Raw genomic sequence first — 19,064 nt, 5'->3', positions numbered from 1 at the left:
AAATAGTTTATTTGTTGCTGACATAATAAGCAATATGTGGTTTTGAAATAATTTCCGGTATGGGAAGTTTGAGGATGTTATTCGATCAATGCAGCGACTTTTGCAGCTAATGCACTTCGAGTGGTTTCGTTATCGGTAAAACCGACCACAGCACATAGTGGATCACCTGCCATTAATTTCAGTGCATAGGCAAGGCCATTATTATGTTTGTCGAGACGTGGATTATCAATCTGGCTTAAATCGCCGGACAAAATTAACTTTGTACCTTCGCCTACACGAGTTAAGATGCCTTTCATTTGAGAAGGGGAAGTATTTTGTGCTTCATCCACATATAAAATCTGTCTGGTGAGTGAACGGCCGCGAAGAAATCCCATTGCTTCAGCAGACAGATAACCTCGATCAAATAAATATTCTACTTTACTGCGGATATCTTCTTCACGCCCCTCACGGCTTTTCACGCTTTTGGCATCGACCAACAATTCCAAATTATCCATGCAGCCTCGCAGGAGAGGACCGACTTTATTAATTTCATCTCCGGGCAGGGCACCGATTTCGCGGTCAAATTCTACGTTGGCACGTGTGATCGTGATTTTTCGATATATGTTTTCCTCGGCACATTGCTGCAAAGCGCATGCTAATGTAAGGAATGTTTTGGCGGTGCCGGCAGAGCCCTTCAGGATCACCAGTGGCAGTTCATTAGCTGGAGCAAGCAGTGCTTCTATTGCAAAGCGCTGGCCAACATTTCGGGGCTGAACACCAAAGGGACGAATGGAGTCGTATTGCAGACTAACGATAAAATTTTCTCGTACTTTTGCCAATAATGTACCGTAAGTAGTTTGATTGGTAATATACAAAAATTCGTTTTCTAACAATTCGCGATCTTTATTACATCGTTCAAACTTTGCTTTTTTTAATTCAATAGGAGTTCCCTGTAACAATTTTTGAAAGTCTTTATCCGTTAGTAAGATTTCGTTTCTTCCGTTGTATCGCAAATGGTCCTCATCGATCATTTCGTGTTTATAATCTTCCGCCTTAACTTTTAGGATATCTGCCTTGATTCGTACATTGGTATCTTTGGATACAAGAATAACCGGCTGCTCAGATTCTTCTTTCATCCCTTTTGCAACTTGCAGGATTCGATTATCCGGCTTATCTTTCCAGCCTGAAGGCAATATAACATGATCGTAATCCGATGTAATACGAATAGAACCACCGCTTTCTGTGGGAACACCTTTGATGAGATTTCCTTTGCGGCGCAAACTGTCAAAATTGCGTAGAGACTGTCTGGTATTATAGCCTTTGTCACCAGATGCCTTTTTATTGTCATCCAATTCTTCAATAACCATATCCGGTACGACGATCATATGTTTTCCAAAACGGTTCATACAATCTGGGTCAGCCATGAAAATATTAGTATCTAAAATATAAATTCTTTGTTTATCTGTTTTTTTTGCCTTGGGCATACTGACTCACTCCTCTGCTCGATCTTTGTACCATACATTATGTTGTATTTACGGTACATTTTTACTATACGATTTTGAAAAATACACTACTATCATATTTATGTAAATGCTATGTAATTTTTATTTTACGAAAGGAAATGGTTTCTTTGAATCCAGTAGCATTGAAACTGTGAAGTTTAGGAAAGTGAGAAATAAAATAATAGATCTTAAAAACAACAAAACGTCTCTGTATAAAACAGAGACGTTATATCAGGAAATAATTAAAATGAAAAATGCCGCAGACCGGAATCGAACCGGTACGGGTATCACTACCCACAGGATTTTAAGTCCTGGGCGTCTGCCAGTTCCGCCACTGCGGCATCGCAGTAAAATAACTGCTTATGGGACCTACAGGGCTCGAACCTGTGACCCTCTGCTTGTAAGGCAGATGCTCTCCCAGCTGAGCTAAGATCCCAACAACCATTCAAGTATAACGCATAACAGAATGATTGTCAAATAAAAATTTCTTTTGCCGATGAAAAGCTTGTAGGTTTGTTGATGAAAAACTTGTAGGTTTGTCTATGAAAAGCTGGCGTCTACTACTTTGTGCGAATTGACATCAATAAGACCATACGTATTCAGACGCAATGCCGGAATGACAGGCAGGCTGACAAAGCTGAGTGTCATAAACGGGTCGATATCCATAGGGATGCCCCAGTCATGAAGTGTTTTTTTCATCGTTTCCAGTTCGGCATTGACTTGTTCTAAAGGCTGATCTGACATCAGACCTGCAATCGGCAGTGGTAAAGTATGTTTCAGTTCACCCTGACAGGCAATGGCAAGTCCGCCTTCTGCTTCAATCACTGCATTGGCTGCTATGGCAATATCAGTATCGTTTGTTCCGGCCACGACCAAGTTATGAGAGTCGTGTCCGATACTTGTTGCAACTGCGCCTTTTTTGAGACCATAGCCTCCTAAGAAACCCATGCCGAGATGTCCGGTATTTTTGTGGCGTTCGATAGCAACGATTTTTATAATATCATCGTCCGGATTGATACCATCTGCCCAGTCTTTTGCGCTGGTATCCGTATTCCAGCTGGCTGTGCGTTCGGAGGTAAGAAGCTCTCCTGCATGCAATTCGATGACGCGGATGTGCTCGCCCTGTTTTGGGATTACGAGCTGCGCTGGCGTAATCTTTTCCACATGAAAAGAATGGATGACACGCTCCGGAATGGAATCCGTATTACTGTTTACAGCCGTCGTTATTTGCCCGCGTTCGCTGATGAGCGTTCCCTGTTTGTAGACTTCCTGTACATGCAGATCTGTAAGATCGTTCAAAACAACGATGTCGGCATCATAACCCGGTGCGATGGCACCTGTGTCACGTAAACCGAAATACGTGGCAGCATTCAAACTGCCTGCTTTAATGGCACGAATTGGATCTGCACCTAAGTGAACTGCTTTGCGGATGATAGCATCAATATGACCGTCATTTAGAAGATCCAAAGGATGTTTATCGTCCGTTACAAGCAGGATCCGATTATAATAAGGAGCCTCGAATAGCGGCATAAGTTCCTGAAGATTTTTGGCAGCGGTGCCCTCACGGATCATGATCCACTGACCTCGTGACAGTTTTTCTTTGGCTTCTGCAATGTTGGAGCATTCGTGGTCTGAACGGATCCCTGCGGCTGTATAGGTATTTAATTCTTTGCCGGTTAGCAATGGTGCATGTCCGTCGATAATGCGGTCATGTTCTAATGTTGTTTTGATCTTGGATAAGACAGATCCATCGGCTTGATTGACACCGAAAGCGTTCATCATTTCTGCAAGACCAAGAACCCTTCGATCATTATAAAAAGGTGTAATATCATCGGCATTCAGACAGGCTCCGGACTCATCTAAGTCTGTTGCCGGTACGCAGGACGGTACCATAAAGAAGACATCCAGAGGGAGATCTTTGGTTGCCTGCATCATATAGGTAATACCGTCACAGCCGGCAACATTGGCAATCTCGTGTGGATCGGTAATCACGGCGGTTGTGCCATGTGCGATGACAGCTCTTGCAAATTCCGAAGGGGTGACCATAGAGCTTTCTAAGTGGATATGTCCATCAATAAAACCAGGGCACACGAAGCGTCCGGTCATATCTTTTTCAATTTTGCCCTCGTACCGGCCAATGCCGACAATTTTGCCATCCGTGATCGCAACATCACCGACCTCAATGGATTCTGTAAATACGTTTACAATAGAAGCGTTCTTTAATACAAGATCCGCTTTCTGCGTTCCATTTGCTGTTAAAATAATATTTTTCATGTTTTTCACATTCCTCCTGCTGTTTGTGGTACACAATACTGCAATTATCTATGTACTCAAACTTCTCATATCCCAGATTATCACAGCCACATATTGTTTATTATGTCAGCAATAAATATGATATTTTGCAGCCGACAAACTAACTTGTTCTGCCGTCAGAGAACTAAGATAATTGCCGCAGAACGCAGAGTTTTTGCGTGATTTCTTATTTTGTTAAGTCTCTGATGAATACATGCCTGAAGGAGTGTCTGAGATGTGCCGGCTTAGCAAGGTATCATCGCTTTTTGGACGGGACGCTTTCGCTACGATGCGCTACGTTACGTTACTTAATGTCTCTGAGACACGAGACATAAGTAACGACGAGCGCAAAGTCCCTTTCAAAAATGATGATTACCTTGCTTCCGGGACATCGAGTTCTCCGAAAGGCATGTAAATCAATCATCAGAGACAACAAAATCTAGAAATCACCAAAAACGAAAATGCGGCAAGGCAATTACTATAGTTCTCTGACGGCAGAAATCGCTATGTTGTGGCTGCAAAATACTTAGTATTTTTTGACATAATAAACAATATGTGGTTCGAACAATAACTTCCAGTATGGGAAGTTTGAGTTATGTGTTTATTGTACAACAGCATGCAGATGTTTTGCAATCCATGAATCGGACATCTTGACAGATAAAATGCACGGTTCTATAATGCTGTGAGAGTTTAGCATAGGAGGCGTTGAGGTAGATGAAACATTCTAAACAAATGTCAGAGTCAGTACGGCTTGGAATCTTATTAGCACTGTCAGGGGGGCTGATGGATGCGTATTCCTATATTGTGAGAGATCGGGTGTTTGCAAATGCGCAAACCGGTAATATGCTGTTGTTTGGTGTTAATCTGTCAGAGGGAAATATTCGTTTGGCAATACATTATCTTGTTCCTGTTGTTGCGTTTGCGATCGGCATTGCGTTAGCTGAATATGTACATACCAGAAATATTGAAAAACTGCATTGGAGACAGATGTCAGTATTGTTGGAAGCAGTGATATTATTGGGAGTTGGTTTCATTCCAACATCGTTTAATCTGCTGGCCAATTCTTTGACTTCGTTTGCTTGTGGCATACAGGTGGAAAGTTTCCGCAAGATTCATGGAAATGGTGTTGCGACTACAATGTGTATTGGGAATATGCGTACCGGTACGCAGAATTTATTTAATTATTTCCATAGTAAAGATAGAGATTCTCTCGGTAAGGCCGGATTGTATTATGGCATTATCGTCAGCTTTATATTAGGTGCTGTATTCGGGAATGGATTGATCAAATTATTCCATAAACAGGCGATTTGGTGCAGTTCTATCTTATTATTCTTAGGTTTCTTTATGATGTTTATTGATTACGAAAAATCTAAAATATAAATAATGGGGATTGTTTCACATCCATAAAAAAGTTATAATGAGAGAAATATTATTTTATGGAGGTAAAAATGATCGAGAAACTATTTCATTTGAAAGAGAACAACACAAATGCGCGCACTGAGGTGATCGCAGGATTGACAACCTTTATGACGATGGCGTACATATTGGCAGTCAACCCGACAATGCTTTCGGCAGCGGGAATGGACAGCACAGCCGTGCTGATCGCAACTTGTCTGGCTTCTTTTGTGGGAACCATGGCAATGGCACTTTTAGCAAACTATCCATTTGCTCTGGCACCGGGAATGGGATTGAATGCTTATTTTGCATACACAGTATGTGGCAATATGGGGTATTCCTGGAAAGTGGCATTGATGGCAGTATTTGTTGAGGGTATTGTTTTTATAGTTCTATCCTTAACAAACGTCAGAGAAGCTATTTTTAATGCGATACCAAGTACCTTGAAGAAAGGTGTAAGTGCAGGTATCGGATTATTTATTGCGTTTATCGGACTGCAGGGAGCACACTTAGTAGTATCCAATAGTTCTACATTAGTTACCTATTGTGATTTTGCCGGCAATTGGCATACACAGGGAATCTGTGCGGTGCTTGCCCTGATCGGTTTGATCATCACAGTCATTCTTTATATCAAAGGCTTTAAGGGCGCGATCCTGATCGGTATTCTTGTAACTTGGATCTTGGGAATGCTCAGTCAGGCTCTTGGTATTTATCAGGTAAATGTAAAGGAAGGATTTTATTCGTTATATCCATCCATGCACATGACAGATTTCAGCAAGATCGGTGAGACGTTTGGACAGTGTTTCAAAGCTGATTTCCATGGCGTTGGTATTCTTAATTTTATTATTGTATTATGTTCTTTCCTGTTCGTAGATATGTTTGATACGATAGGAACACTCGTTGGTGTTTCTTCCAAGGCAGGCATGTTAGATGAGAATGAAAAATTACCGAACATTAAGCCGGCGCTTTTGGCAGATGCGATTGCAACAAGTGCAGGTGCGGTGATCGGAACTTCTACAACGACAACATATGTTGAGAGTTCTGCCGGTGTTGGTGCAGGTGGCCGTACCGGTCTTGCATCCGCAGTGACAGCGATTATGTTCTTATTAGCAATTTTCTTTGCACCGGTATTTACAGCAGTTCCGGGTTTTGCAACAGCTCCGGCATTGATCTTTGTAGGATTCTTAATGCTATCAGCCGTTGTTGACATTGATTTTAATGATCTGACAGAAGCAGTACCGGCATATTTGACAATCTTGGCAATGCCGCTTATGTACAGCATCGCAGAGGGTATCTCTATCGGTATCATTTCCTATGTTGTTATTAATCTGCTCTGTGGCAAGCATAAGAAAAATACAGTATTAATGTATGTGTTGGCAGTGTTATTTATCTGTAAGTATATATTCTTATAGGATGAATGATTTAGATACTATGAGTGCAATTGCTCATCATAGGAGTTTCTTCGAAACTCCGTTATGCACAATCATTACGAGATAACGTGAGGAGGTATGACCATGGAGAAGCAGGTGTTTACAAATGAGATCATTTTGTCGTGGCTGCAGTATTATGCAGGAAATACGACGATTGATCTGGAGCATGTGAAGATCATTGATATTACGCGTAAGAACAAAAATGTGATTCCAACGGTAGAGTCACACAAAACGACGTTAATCTTTACCAATGCAGGAATCAATGATATTTTTTACCGTCTTTGGAATGCCGGACTGGGGGAATGTGATGTCTGGTATAACGAGGGTTCAGAACCGAGCGGTCAGATTTACAACAAAAAAGTGAAGGACATGATCGATCGTGGAATCAATGCATCGGCAGGAATGCTGATCGTCAATCCTAATGCACGCAATACGGCTAAGATCGGTATGGGGAACGACATGTTCCGCAAAGGTTCGATCCATTATGTCGGCAGTGAGATCCGTGCCGTCATTTTGAATAAAATGATGGTGGATACGCAGGATGATGTTTGTGTTATCGGTGGAGAAAGCATTGCCATTGAGACAGCGTTGATCGCAGCAGAGGGAACGGTCGTGGCAGTTGAGTACAATGGTGCGGACCGAGACACGATGGAAGACAATGTAGATCATTTCGGTCTGCAGAATGTGACGATCATTGACCGGGTGGATGAAGAGAGTATGAAAGACTGTCCGGTACCGTCGCTTGTATTTATGGTGGCATCTGCAAGCATGGAGAAAGAATTGGCATACCTGACAAAGTTGAATCCACAGATCCGTGTTGTTATATACACCTTGGATTTTCAGGTGGCAGCAAGTGCGGCAGCGATTTTGGAGAAGTTTGGCATTGGCGATGTAGATACGATACAGATCGCTGTATCACGGCTCGGAAGCAATCATGCCTTTAAGCAGCAGCCGGCACCGTGGATCATTACGGGGCATTGTTCTTAAGCAATATTTGTGGTATAATCAAAGATAGCGATCTAAGGTCACGATGGTTTAGAACCGGATAGGAGATAAACCATCGTGATTTTGACAGAAAAAGTATGAAGAAAGGAACTAAGTAACATGGATAACAAGAAGATACCTTACAAGATTTATTTGAACGAAGATGAGATGCCAAAGCAGTGGTACAATGTTCGTGCTGACATGAAGAATAAGCCGGCACCGCTTTTGAATCCGGCTACAGGCAAGCCGGTCACTTTAGAAGAGCTTAGCCATGTATTTTGTACAGAACTGGCAAAGCAGGAACTTGACGATACAACGGCATATTTTGATATTCCAGAGGAGATCCTGCAGTTTTACAAAATGTACCGTCCGGCACCGTTAGTTCGTGCGTATCATTTAGAGCGTGCTTTGCAGACGCCGGCTAAGATCTATTATAAATTCGAGGGTAATAATACTTCGGGAAGTCACAAGTTAAATTCAGCAATCGCACAGGCATATTATGCGAAGAATCAGGGGCTGAAGGGTGTTACGACAGAGACAGGAGCAGGTCAGTGGGGAACTGCATTGTCGATGGCTTGTGCATTTTTAGGCTTGGATTGTCAGGTGTATATGGTAAAAGTATCTTATGAGCAGAAGCCATTCCGTCGTGAGGTTATGCGTACATATGGAGCATCGGTAACTCCTTCACCATCCAATACGACCGAAGTAGGACGTAAGATATTAGCAGAGTTCCCGGATACCAACGGAAGCCTTGGATGTGCGATATCTGAGGCAGTAGAAGCTGCTACAACGCAGGATGGATATCGTTATGTACTTGGATCCGTTTTGGCACAGGTATTGCTGCATCAGTCTATTATTGGTTTGGAGACAAAGGCTGCATTAGATAAATATGATGTCACACCGGATATCATCATTGGATGTGCAGGTGGCGGATCGAATCTTGGTGGTCTGATCTCACCATTTATGGGCGAGAAACTTCGCGGAGAGAAAGATTATCGTTTTATCGCAGTTGAACCGGCATCTTGTCCATCACTCACACGTGGTAAATACGCATACGATTTCTGTGATACAGGAGCAATCTGTCCGTTAGCTAAAATGTACACACTTGGCAGCAGCTTTATGCCTTCGCCAAACCATGCAGGTGGTCTTCGTTACCATGGCATGAGTTCTGTACTTTCACAGTTATATGATGATGGTTTGATGGAAGCAGTTAGCGTAGAGCAGACTTCTGTATTTGATGCTGCAGAGAAATTTGCCAAAGTTGAGGGTATTTTGCCGGCACCGGAGAGCAGTCACGCGATCCGTGTTGCAATTGATGAGGCGCTGAAATGCAAAGAAACCGGAGAGGAGAAGACAATCTTGTTTGGTCTTACCGGTACCGGATATTTTGATATGTATGCATACGAGAAGTTTAATGATGGTAAGATGGGAGACTACATCCCTACGGATGAAGAGATTGCAGCAAGTCTTGCTAAGCTTCCAAAGATGCAGTAATAGGAGAAGGTTATGCAAGCAAAAACAGATCATAAGAGGGGATTTGTATGGGGCTTAGCATTTGCAGTAACAATGACGATCAGCAGTATATGGGGACAGGCTGTTTCGTCAGGACAGTTTGTGCGTGCGGCGCAGGTTGAGGTTACACCTGTGCCGGCTGCACAGCAGACGAATATACCTCAGATGGATCCGACGGCGGTTCCAACATCGACGCCGGCATCTGCACAGGTAACCAAAACGCCGACGATGAAATTCCATCCAACGCCGACAGCCAAGCCAAACGCATATGGCACGATTAAGTTGGAATGTTATCGCAAGGTGTTATCCAAAGGTTTTTTAGGAAAACGCTATGGTGCGGTTGTAGATGGAATACGCTGTGATTGCAGTGGATATGTACGTGCTGCGATTGGCCGTATGAAATCTGTTTCTGCGAAGACGGCATTGCCTTTCAAAAGTTATAAGGTGAAGGCATTGACGACCAGAGACTGGGTGAAGGGATCAAAAGTGGCGTATTTGTCCGGACAGAAGACAATGACCGGCAGAATTTTATGGAACAAGACACGCTCAAAGGGTGCGATCGGTCGTAATACACAGAATCATTCGGCTGTCAGTACTTTGGAATTTGGGGATGTTATGTTATATGGCAAAAATGGCAATCCAACCCATATCGCTTTATACTATGGAAAGTTTTCTTCCGCAAAGAAGGTAAAAAATTTTCTTGAAAAAAAGGGATATGTGAAAAAAGGAGCCATCAAAAAAGTAAGTAAAAACAAATATACTTACCGTGGAAGAACGATCATACGGGCGTATTCCAAAAGTAAATATTGGCGAATCCATTCAACCAATAGTGGAATCTTGCTCGATAATGATATACGAGGCGTCAATCCATTTACCAGAAGCTTTGGCAAATGGAGCTGGACCTTTGAAACGGGCCTAAAAACAGAATAAGTTTATTTGCAGCAGGGGAGACTGGTTCTTTTCTGCTGCATTTTTATTAAACGCAATCTTCGCAGACCAAAATGGTGGACAAGCCACATATTGCTTATTATGTCAAAGAATACTAAGAATTTTGCAGCCACAACATAGCGGTTTCTGCCGACAGGGAACTATAGTAATTGCCTTGCCGCATTTACGTTTTTGGTGATTTCTAGATTTTGTTGTCTCTGATGATTGATTTACATGCCCTTCGGAAACTCGAAGTCCCGGAAGCAAGGTAATCATCATTTTTGAAAGGGACTTTGCGCTCGTCGTTACTTATGTCTCGTACTTCAGAGACATTAAGTAACGTGACGTAGCGCATCGTAGCGAAAGCGTCCCGTCCAAAAATGGATGATACCTTGCTAAACCGGGACATCTCAGACAATCCTTCGGGCATGTATTCATCAGAGACTTAACAAAATAAGAAATCACTCAAAAACTCTGCGTTCTGCGGCAATTATCTTAGTTCGCTGCCGGCAGAACAAGTCAGTCTACTGGCTGCAAAATAGTTTATTTGTTGCTGACATAATAAGCAATATGTGGGATGACGGTAACGGTTGGTCTGCGAAGATTGAGAGGGGAATTGGAAATTGCGGTTGGGGAGTGTGACGAAAGGTAACATGCTGGTTTTGCTCTTCTTTGATGGGAAAGGAATGTATGTTTATGATGGAAAATGGAAATGTGTGGACATTTGATAAGATTGCAGAGTGTGCCGGAGCTATTCGGGAAAATATGGGCCGCGTGATCATTGGAAAGCAGGATGTGATCAAATTGGTGATAGCAGGGCTGTTCGCAGGGGGACATATTTTGTTGGAGGATACGCCGGGTACCGGCAAAACAATGTTAGCAAAGTCCTTAGCAAGATCGATCGATGCGGAGTTTGGGCGGATTCAATTTACGCCGGATCTTCTCCCGCTAGATCTGACCGGGCAGAATGTGTATCATCAAAAGGAGGAACAGTTTGTATTTGTGCCGGGACCGGTCTTTTGTAATGTGCTGCTGGCAGATGAAATTAACCGTGCAACACCGAGAACGCAGTCGAGTTTGTTGGAATGTATGGAAGAAAAACAGGTAACAGTAGATGGCGAGACAAGAGTGTTAGAACGCCCGTTTTTTTTGATCGCTACACAGAATCCAATTGAAACGGCGGGTACATATCCACTGCCGGAGGCACAGTTGGATCGTTTCTGTATGCAGCTTAAAATGGGATTCCCGACTGTGATGGAAGAACTGGATATTATGGATCGTTTTATACAGGATAGCCCGTTAGAACGATTGGAGCCGGTATGTACAGCGGCAGAAATTGTGCAGGCACAAGAGGGCTGCCGGCATATTTATGTCGATGAAAGTGTCAGACGTTATATTGCCCATATTGTCGAGGCAACGAGAAAGCATTCCGATATAGCATTGGGTGTGAACCCTCGCGGAACATTGGCATATTTGAGATGCTGTCAGGCATATGCAGCAATCGAAGCGAGAGATTTTGTGACACCGGATGATGTGAAAAAGTTATGTGTACCTGTTTTAGGTCATAGGATCGTGGCGTATCGTGCGGAGCAGAAAGAAACGATATTGCAAAGCATATTAGAGCAGGTAGAGGTGCCAACAGAATATTGGAAGCCACAGAACGAAGTATAATGACGTAGAGCTATCAGACAGAGATAGAAGCCACAGAATATAGAATTGTGGCAGGACGATTTTACGGGAAGGAGGGGTGCACAGGTGACATTACTGATCGCAGTTTTTCTTGCACTTGTCCTGTTTTTTGGACAGAGAAAATTGTTTGATAAAAATTGGAAGCGAAAGCTGCAAGTATCGCTGGCGTTTGGAGAGCAGGGGGTTTATCCTGGAGAACTCTGTACTTTAAAGCAGATTATTCAAAATAAAAAGAGGATGCCTTTGCCTGCACTACAAGTCAAATTTCAGGCCGACAAAAGTTTGCAGTTTCAAGATGAGACGGAGGCGGTCGTTACCGATCATTACTATCGAAGTGAAGTATTTATGGTAGGTGGACGAAAGCAGATCACCCGTACGCTGCCGTTTCGACCACAATGTCGCGGAAAATATTCGATAGGGCAGATTCAAATAGCTGCACAGGATTTTTTTATGAGCAAAAAATATGTGGCCGTCTTGCCGGAAAACACGATGATCTATGTATATCCAAGACAGTTATCCATGAAGCAGTTATTGAACCACAATAAACAGGTATTGGGGGAGATTGTGGAACGTCGGAGTTATCAGGAAGATCCGTTTTATTTTCGGGGAATCAGACCGTATCAGCCGTATGATCCGATGAAATATATTAATTGGAAAGCATCTGCAAAGTATGGTGAGCTGTTAGTGAATAGTTTTGAGTCAACCTATTCGCGAGATGTCTGCCTGTTGTCAGATGTGGAGACGGATTCTGTTTTTTATCGGCAGGAAATGCAGGAGGCGGCGATCTCTGCAGCGTCAACGTTAGCAGACTATTATTTGCGCAAAGGAGCGAGAGTCAGCTTTCGTACCAATGGCAGGGAAGATACCGACGAGGAGATCGTGTTGGAACAATGCCAGGGAATCGCAGCGATCACAGCATTAAACCGCAGGTTGGCAGGTATTGATCTTGCGAAAGACAGTGCAGATTTTGCGCGGATGATCAGGCAGATCATACCGAACTGCAGACAGAGCAGGCAATATGTATGTATCACGACAAGACCTGTCAGGGACATTTTGGAAGCGGTTACATTACTACAAAGCAAAGCAGCGGAAGTGTTGCTGATCGTACCGCAAATAGCGGGCGAGGATGTACAGATACCGGCGGGTGCACTAGCGTGGAATATATGATATAGGTGAGGATTTGGTGCAAGATGTTAGAAAGAAACTAGCGGATAGATATACAATTTTGTGTGGAGGTACAAGAGCGTATGACGGATATGGACCGCTTTACGGAGCAAAATGATCTTAAAACGACAAAATTGCAAAAGCTGTGGAGATCACCAGAGCAAAGATACCGTTATCTGGAAGATTTTTTTGTGTTGCTCATGGAAATGATTGGCTGGTGCGGAATATATATGGCTGTGTTATTGTATACGAAGCGGACAGCAACAGAGGATATACTGGGGATGCTTGCAGTGCCGTTTTTGTATGGATTTACGTATGCTTTGCAAAGAATAGAACTCTTGGTGCAAAGAAATGTGGACACCAGAACAAACGGAGCAAAGTATCAGGAATATACCGGTGCTATTGTCCTTATAATGGGACACTTGTTAGAAATTATCTTCCTTTATGGATTGCTTGGCAGATCGGCGCAGATGGCAAAAGATATCACTGTCCTTTATATGTTGATCGTTTTATGGAATATGGCTGCTTCGATCAAATGGTGGCGGATACACAGAGAGCATTTCAGTTATACCGGGAAATGGTATTTGGCGGTAGAAGTTGTATTTATATTTTTGTTGGGAACATTCTTAGAGAATCCACGTTTTCGACTTTTGGCAGTGATTTTGGGAGCCGCCCTGTTGATACTCCATATGTGGTGTGGCTATTTGGAGCGGCTCAATGATTACCTGAGAGAACAAAGCGATGCTTCGGATAGTACTAAGCATATGATATTTGACGGCAGTTCGAAAATGGTCGTGAGGGTGCTTGGCGTATTTTTGTTAGGTGTACTATTTGCAATTGCCTTGAGGGATGTTAAAATGGGGATACCCTTTGGCAGATATGTACAATATGCTGTCCGAAAAGTAGTACAGATGATCGTTGCTCTGGTACATTTTATCGCAAGCTTGTGGAAGGTATCACCGGAGAATGTGGCAGATCAGGCGGAAGAGATTATGGAGACAGCGGCTCCTGCAGTGACAGATCTGTCGCAGTTTGATCATCCGATCGTATTGTTGTTAGGTGCACTGCCATTTATTATTCTGCTTGGTTTTGCGGCAAAAGAATTGTTCCTTAAGTTATTTCGCCGGCAGGAGAAAATAACCGCAGCGCAGTCACCAAAGCTTATGATACCGGACGAGATTGTAGAAGTGGAAGAGGAAGATTCTTTTTGGACAAAACTAAAACGGAAAGTTTTTCGTACTAATCGTGAGAAAGTGCGGCATTTGTTTCGCAGACGGATCGTGAACAGCCTACAGGATAAAGTGCGAAGTACAGATACTGCCAGACAGTTAGCACATAAGGCGGAGGATGCCGGAACAATGTCGTTAACAGCACTTACCGGCCTTTATGAGGAGGCACGGTATAGCGAGCATGAGATCACCAATGAGCAATGGAAGTCGATACGACAAGAGAAAGGAAAAGGATAACATGACAAAGAAACAGAGAGCCTTAATAGTAATAGAACGATTGCGGGAAGCCTATCCGGATGCAGACTGTACCTTGGAATATGAAGAGGCATGGAAATTGTTAGTCAGCGTGCGGTTAGCGGCACAGTGTACGGATGCGAGGGTCAATCAGATCGTTCCTAAATTATATGAAAAGTATCCGGATATTGATGCGTTAGCAGCGGCAACGGCTGAGGAGATTGAGGAAATTGTGCGTCCCTGTGGCTTGGGTAAGAGTAAAGCAAGAGATATTAATGCTTGTATGAAGATGCTTCGAGATGAGTATGAAAGCAAAGTCCCAGAGGATTTTGATGCCCTACTGCGTCTGCCCGGTGTGGGCCGCAAAAGCGCAAATCTGATCATGGGAGATGTGTTTGGCAAGCCGGCTATCGTCACCGATACACATTGTATTCGATTGGTAAATCGGATTGGATTGGTGGATGGGATCAAAGATCCAAAGAAAGTTGAAATGGCATTGTGGAAGATCATTCCGCCAGAGGAGGGAAGTGCCCTTTGTCATAGATTTGTCTGTCATGGACGAGATGTATGCACAGCGAGAACAACACCGCATTGTGAACGGTGCTGTCTGGCTGATGTGTGTAAGGCTAACGCAAAGGCTCATTAAGAGCCTCTGTTCCAGGGAGTACAAATCGTCCTTCTTTTATAATGGGTATTTTACGACCGTCTCTGCCATTAACGATAATGTCGCCCAGTTCATGATATGGGATCGTAATATCTGTGTGGCATCCGAAATAAGCATGTCGGCTGTCGGTGTGACGCAGTAGGGAATAGTCGTTTTCTTTGGCGATCATTTCCTTTCCGTCCGGGTTGTAAGTGCGTAGTTCCTCTTCATGAGAGAAGCAAGTATCACCAATTGCAAAATGTGGTCCGGTCTTTTCTTCAATGAGGATCGGCAGCAGATGGGAAATACCAAACTGCTGTCCCATGGCATAAGCGGTCGTGTTGGTTCCGATAGCAAATTCTCCCATAGGAAGTGTTTTGTGTTGGAATAACAGATTTTCAAAAATATATTTTTTGTTCTGTTCTTCTGAATCATAATTGCTGCATTCATAATCGGTAACGACTCCATCTTGAAATGTAAGACAGATATTTTCATATTTCAGACCATTTAGAAAGCTTTTGGTCACGTGAAGAATACCATTGGTCTCTTTTAGCTTAGGAGAGGTAAACACTTCACCAAGTGGTATATTGACATCTGCCAAGCAGTTTTCAAAACGGGTTTGTCGTGCCGGATCTGTCATTGGTGTTAATGCTACGGTAATGTTGGTATGGTTGCCGTTGCGACCGGTAACTGTAACGCTTTCTCCCGAATCTAATGCTTCAATGATCGTTGTCTGAATCTGTTCATAACGTTCCTGATCCAGTGTGTTCACGCGGATCGTGGCATCAAAAATATCAGTGAAGTTCTGTCCGATTTCTGGGACAGGAAATGCGATGATCGTAAAACTGACTTGATCTCCCGGAATAAATTCATTGGTTAATTCAGTGGAAGCGGCTTGATAGTCAAGTCGTTTGCTGCGCTGTTTGTCGCTGTCCTTTGGAGTTGTTGATTTGTTTTCAGGGATAAAAGGATGTTCTCCAAATGTCTCGATCACGGCAGGACCGGCATAGGTGGCTGCGAGATCTTTCATATCCTGATAGGCGCTGCGCTGCTCTGTGAGACAGCGGTCTGCATATGCCTTGTCAAAGATCAGCGCATTATCCATACGGTGATCGTAGTCATATTGTTTGTTGGCTGAGGCACCAAAGTATCCGATGCGACCTCTGGCCGAGCGTGTCGTCATGCTGACACCGGCACGATAAATACAGCAATCAAGATCCATTTGCGCAAATTGCCGGATGGCGGCGCGAACGATCTGTTCGAATCCTAAGCTGAAACGGATATTAACGGTTTTCTTTGCGGACAGATCAATGTTATATAATTCAAATCCTTTGCGGAATCCCTCTGTATATGTGGCCGCCATTGCCTGAATCTTTGCTTGAGAAAGTGTGTTTAAGTGACGGGCGGTTTCCAGTTCATTTTCGGAAATATATTCCCCAAAATAATATAGATAGCGCAGATCGGTTAAGTCTGCCTGCATTATAATATTTTTGGCAAATGCCATGCGTGGATCTAACAGCGAACGGGTGCGGTCTGCAATGGTAATATCTGCGTAATCAAAGCAGTAATAATATAGTGCATGACGAATTTCTTCTGCGGAGGGGTCCTCCTGTTCTAAGATAGAGTATACTTCCAAAAACAATTCCATCGCCATTGTCACGTACTGCAAATGCTGCTCAAATACATAAGCGATACAGCCTCGCATTTCCGCATATAGCGCACATAGAAGCTGTCCCATTTCCAGCCCAAATACGTTGCAGGCATAGTCAGGATTCGCGTAACTCTCTGCGTAATGTTCCGGAAGAATATCAGCATATAAAGAGTGGTTTAACTGCTGTAATTGTTCTAATGGCATATGATATACGCTGCCGGTGGCAACACAATTCCATGTGTCCGTGATTTCGGATAGAAAGGATGCAACCATTGTGACATACGATGCATATGGAGCACACAGTTCTGCTTCGTTTTGAATCTCGTAAATACGCTCACTTGCCAATGTAAAACGTTCTTCCAAAGCTTTATTTTCTTCTTGATAATAATCATATACTTTTATCATTTTGGAAATCCTCCTAAACAATTAATGGAAAGCACTTATAGGCTTTCCATTAATGAAATTATTCATGCATTTTAACGTTTGTGCGTTTGATGATATTTTACTTTCTCTTCGTACATTTTTTCATCCGTGACTTTAATAAATTCATCCAATGTGATGTCCTCCGATGGGACTGCCACGACAATGCCGAGACTGCTGCTGATCGTATACGGTTTGCCGGATGAGGCATTAAATTCATCCAAATAGTTTTGTATGCGTTTACGGAAAGCAGCTTCTTCTTCGCTAGAAGATGAGTTACAAGCCCAAGCGGCTACAAATTCATCGCCGCCAAAACGAGCGCATGTAGCACTTGCCGAAGATTCCTGTGCTAACGCCTGTCCTACCGTAGAAATCGCAATATCACCATCGGCGTGTCCGTATGTATCGTTTATGGTTTTGAGACCGTTTAGGTCAGCGGATACAAGAACGAAAGGTGTATTGGTCTTTGCGCATTGTTCAAATAGCGGCTGTACGCGTTGGTAGAAACCACGGCGATTAAATAAGCCGGTCATTGGATCGTGGATATATTTGTTCTCCAATGAGGAGATAATGTTTTGTTGGCGTTGATGTGTTTTTGTATTTTCTAAGGCGTTGCTTATGTTCATTAAAAATTGATACAGATATTCCATATTCATCATTTCGCTGTCATAAGCCAACACAACGTAACCAATCGTCATATCCAATACATGGAGCGGACAAAACATTAATGCGTCCTCGTCTTCCAATATTGTGGATAGGTTTGGCAGTAATGCAGAAGTATTAAAATCGATCAGCCCCTGCCATTCGCCGTTAATGCGAGACAACATGATATTCATCTTGTCGGAGTAACCGCTTCGATGAAAATTCGCTTTGTCGATAATATCGGATAACTCTTCCTGCTCAACCAAAAAGTCGTCAACGATACAAAGCCAAAACTTATTGCTGCGGAACTCATCGGCGTACTGCATCAGGTTGTTAAATACACCAAAGAAAGAATCGTTATCGGTAAGATCGGCAGCCATGTAGATCTGGGTCTCGCTGAAATGCCGGTGATCATTTAACCGAGAATGCAGTTTGTGCGTTCTGTTATTATATTTTGTCATGGAATTCTGCTTGTTGCTTTGGCAGCCACAAGAGGAACCATAGACAATCTCCGAAACAATCTCTAAAGGTTCATCAATTTCCTTGCCCTGTAACAAATTTCTCATAATACGAAATGTTCTGGAAATCGTTGCATCAATATCGTAACGAACCGTTGTGATCGGTGGATAAAAATCCAGAGCTTCCTCAATTCCATCAAAACCGGTAACAGCAACGTCTTCGGGAACATTGTATCCATGATCGGTCAAATATTGTATGGCAGCGATCGCCATACTGTCGTTGGCACAGACGATTGCTTCCGGCATTGGAAGATCACTGTCGATAAAGGATTGGACGACAGTGTGTGTTGGACCATACCAAAAATCGCCATAGCCGATCCGTGCTTCCTCGACCGGAATCTGATGTTCGGTAAGTACATCACGATATACTTGTAAACGTTCCTCGGAGAAAAGGTTATCTTTCAGTCCGGCAATAAAATTAATGCGACGGTATCCATGGTCATCGATCAGATGGGATAGCAGCTTACGTATCGTGGATTTATATTCGTAAATAATGCTTAGGCTTCCCTCCAACGGATACTCAATGGATATTACCGGAATATCTCGCTTTTTGGCATGTTCGATAATGGATTCACGAACGAACTCATTTTTGATCGTGATCGTCAACATGATCAGTCCGTCTAATACATCAGTATCGATCAATTGGTAAATGTTTCCCTCACCGATGTCATGTTTCTGATCCCAATATAGCGGGCTGAATGCACTGAAAAAGAGGACTTTGAAGTGAAACTCATGAGCGAGCCGCTTAAATGCCTCAAAGAAACGATCATTATAATCAGTACTAATATCAGCCACGCAAACCCCAATGATTTTTGTAGTATTTTCTTGCAAAACTACGTGTACCTCCTCTTGC

13 protein-coding genes and 2 tRNA genes are annotated in these 19,064 nt (G+C 43.1%); 9 read left to right on the top strand and 6 right to left on the bottom strand.

Annotated features, from left to right (window positions below):
• Positions 1 to 77: 77 nt before the first annotated feature.
• From ACSAJE_RS06820 to ade, 4 genes are all read right to left on the bottom strand, one after another.
• Entirely contained in the window at positions 78 to 1,463 is a 1,386-nt protein-coding gene (locus ACSAJE_RS06820; RefSeq protein WP_458010019.1) for a PhoH family protein, read from the bottom strand.
• A 273-nt stretch (positions 1,464 to 1,736) separates the two neighbouring features.
• A tRNA-Leu gene (locus ACSAJE_RS06815) sits at positions 1,737 to 1,822 on the bottom strand.
• Positions 1,823 to 1,844: 22 nt separating this feature from the next.
• Positions 1,845 to 1,917, bottom strand: a tRNA-Val gene (locus ACSAJE_RS06810).
• Positions 1,918 to 2,021: 104 nt separating this feature from the next.
• Entirely contained in the window at positions 2,022 to 3,755 is a 1,734-nt protein-coding gene (ade, locus tag ACSAJE_RS06805) for an adenine deaminase (RefSeq protein ID WP_458010018.1), read from the bottom strand.
• Positions 3,756 to 4,487: 732 nt separating this feature from the next.
• Between ade and ACSAJE_RS06800 the strand changes: the two genes are divergently transcribed.
• The 9 genes from ACSAJE_RS06800 to ACSAJE_RS06760 all read left to right on the top strand — a co-directional run bounded on the left by ACSAJE_RS06800 (position 4,488) and on the right by ACSAJE_RS06760 (position 14,983).
• On the top strand, positions 4,488 to 5,153 hold the full coding sequence (locus ACSAJE_RS06800; protein WP_118507982.1) for a YoaK family protein: 666 nt from the start codon (positions 4,488 to 4,490) through the stop codon (positions 5,151 to 5,153).
• Positions 5,154 to 5,221: 68 nt separating this feature from the next.
• Complete coding sequence (locus ACSAJE_RS06795; RefSeq protein WP_118507981.1) at positions 5,222 to 6,580, top strand: NCS2 family permease; 1,359 nt, start codon at positions 5,222 to 5,224, stop codon at positions 6,578 to 6,580.
• Between the two features lie 102 nt (positions 6,581 to 6,682).
• Positions 6,683 to 7,585: a precorrin-6B methylase gene (locus ACSAJE_RS06790; protein ID WP_458010017.1), complete on the top strand. Its 903-nt coding sequence runs from the start codon at positions 6,683 to 6,685 to the stop codon at positions 7,583 to 7,585.
• 117 nt (positions 7,586 to 7,702) lie between these two features.
• Positions 7,703 to 9,076 carry a TrpB-like pyridoxal phosphate-dependent enzyme gene (locus tag ACSAJE_RS06785; protein WP_022025884.1) on the top strand — a complete coding sequence of 458 codons (1,374 nt, stop codon included), beginning with the start codon at positions 7,703 to 7,705 and terminating at the stop codon, positions 9,074 to 9,076.
• Between the two features lie 12 nt (positions 9,077 to 9,088).
• Positions 9,089 to 10,024, top strand: a complete 936-nt coding sequence (locus tag ACSAJE_RS06780) for a hypothetical protein (protein ID WP_118507979.1) — start codon at positions 9,089 to 9,091, stop codon at positions 10,022 to 10,024.
• A 693-nt stretch (positions 10,025 to 10,717) separates the two neighbouring features.
• Positions 10,718 to 11,692, top strand: coding sequence for an AAA family ATPase (locus tag ACSAJE_RS06775; protein WP_458010016.1), 975 nt, complete (start codon positions 10,718 to 10,720; stop codon positions 11,690 to 11,692).
• 84 nt (positions 11,693 to 11,776) lie between these two features.
• Positions 11,777 to 12,877, top strand: a complete 1,101-nt coding sequence (locus ACSAJE_RS06770) for a DUF58 domain-containing protein (protein ID WP_458010015.1) — start codon at positions 11,777 to 11,779, stop codon at positions 12,875 to 12,877.
• Between the two features lie 80 nt (positions 12,878 to 12,957).
• Positions 12,958 to 14,340, top strand: a complete 1,383-nt coding sequence (locus ACSAJE_RS06765; protein ID WP_458010014.1) for a DUF4129 domain-containing protein — start codon at positions 12,958 to 12,960, stop codon at positions 14,338 to 14,340.
• 1 nt (position 14,341) lies between these two features.
• The gene (locus ACSAJE_RS06760; RefSeq protein WP_022025062.1) at positions 14,342 to 14,983 is read left to right on the top strand and encodes an endonuclease III domain-containing protein; all 642 of its coding nucleotides are present in this window, start codon (positions 14,342 to 14,344) and stop codon (positions 14,981 to 14,983) included.
• On the opposite strand, the gene ACSAJE_RS06755 is transcribed toward ACSAJE_RS06760, so the two are convergent.
• Positions 14,964 to 17,036, bottom strand: a complete 2,073-nt coding sequence (locus ACSAJE_RS06755; RefSeq protein WP_022025063.1) for an aminopeptidase — start codon at positions 17,034 to 17,036, stop codon at positions 14,964 to 14,966. The two genes, ACSAJE_RS06760 and ACSAJE_RS06755, sit on opposite strands and share 20 nt — an antisense overlap.
• Positions 17,037 to 17,107: 71 nt before the next feature.
• Positions 17,108 to 19,042, bottom strand: a complete 1,935-nt coding sequence (locus ACSAJE_RS06750) for a diguanylate cyclase domain-containing protein (protein WP_458010013.1) — start codon at positions 19,040 to 19,042, stop codon at positions 17,108 to 17,110.
• Between the last annotated feature and the right edge of the window lie 22 nt (positions 19,043 to 19,064).

The sequence above is a fragment of the Jutongia sp. SJQ-6 genome (assembly GCF_054161275.1).
Note: the sequence above shows the minus strand (reverse complement) of the source record. Positions and strands in the feature narration are given on the sequence as shown.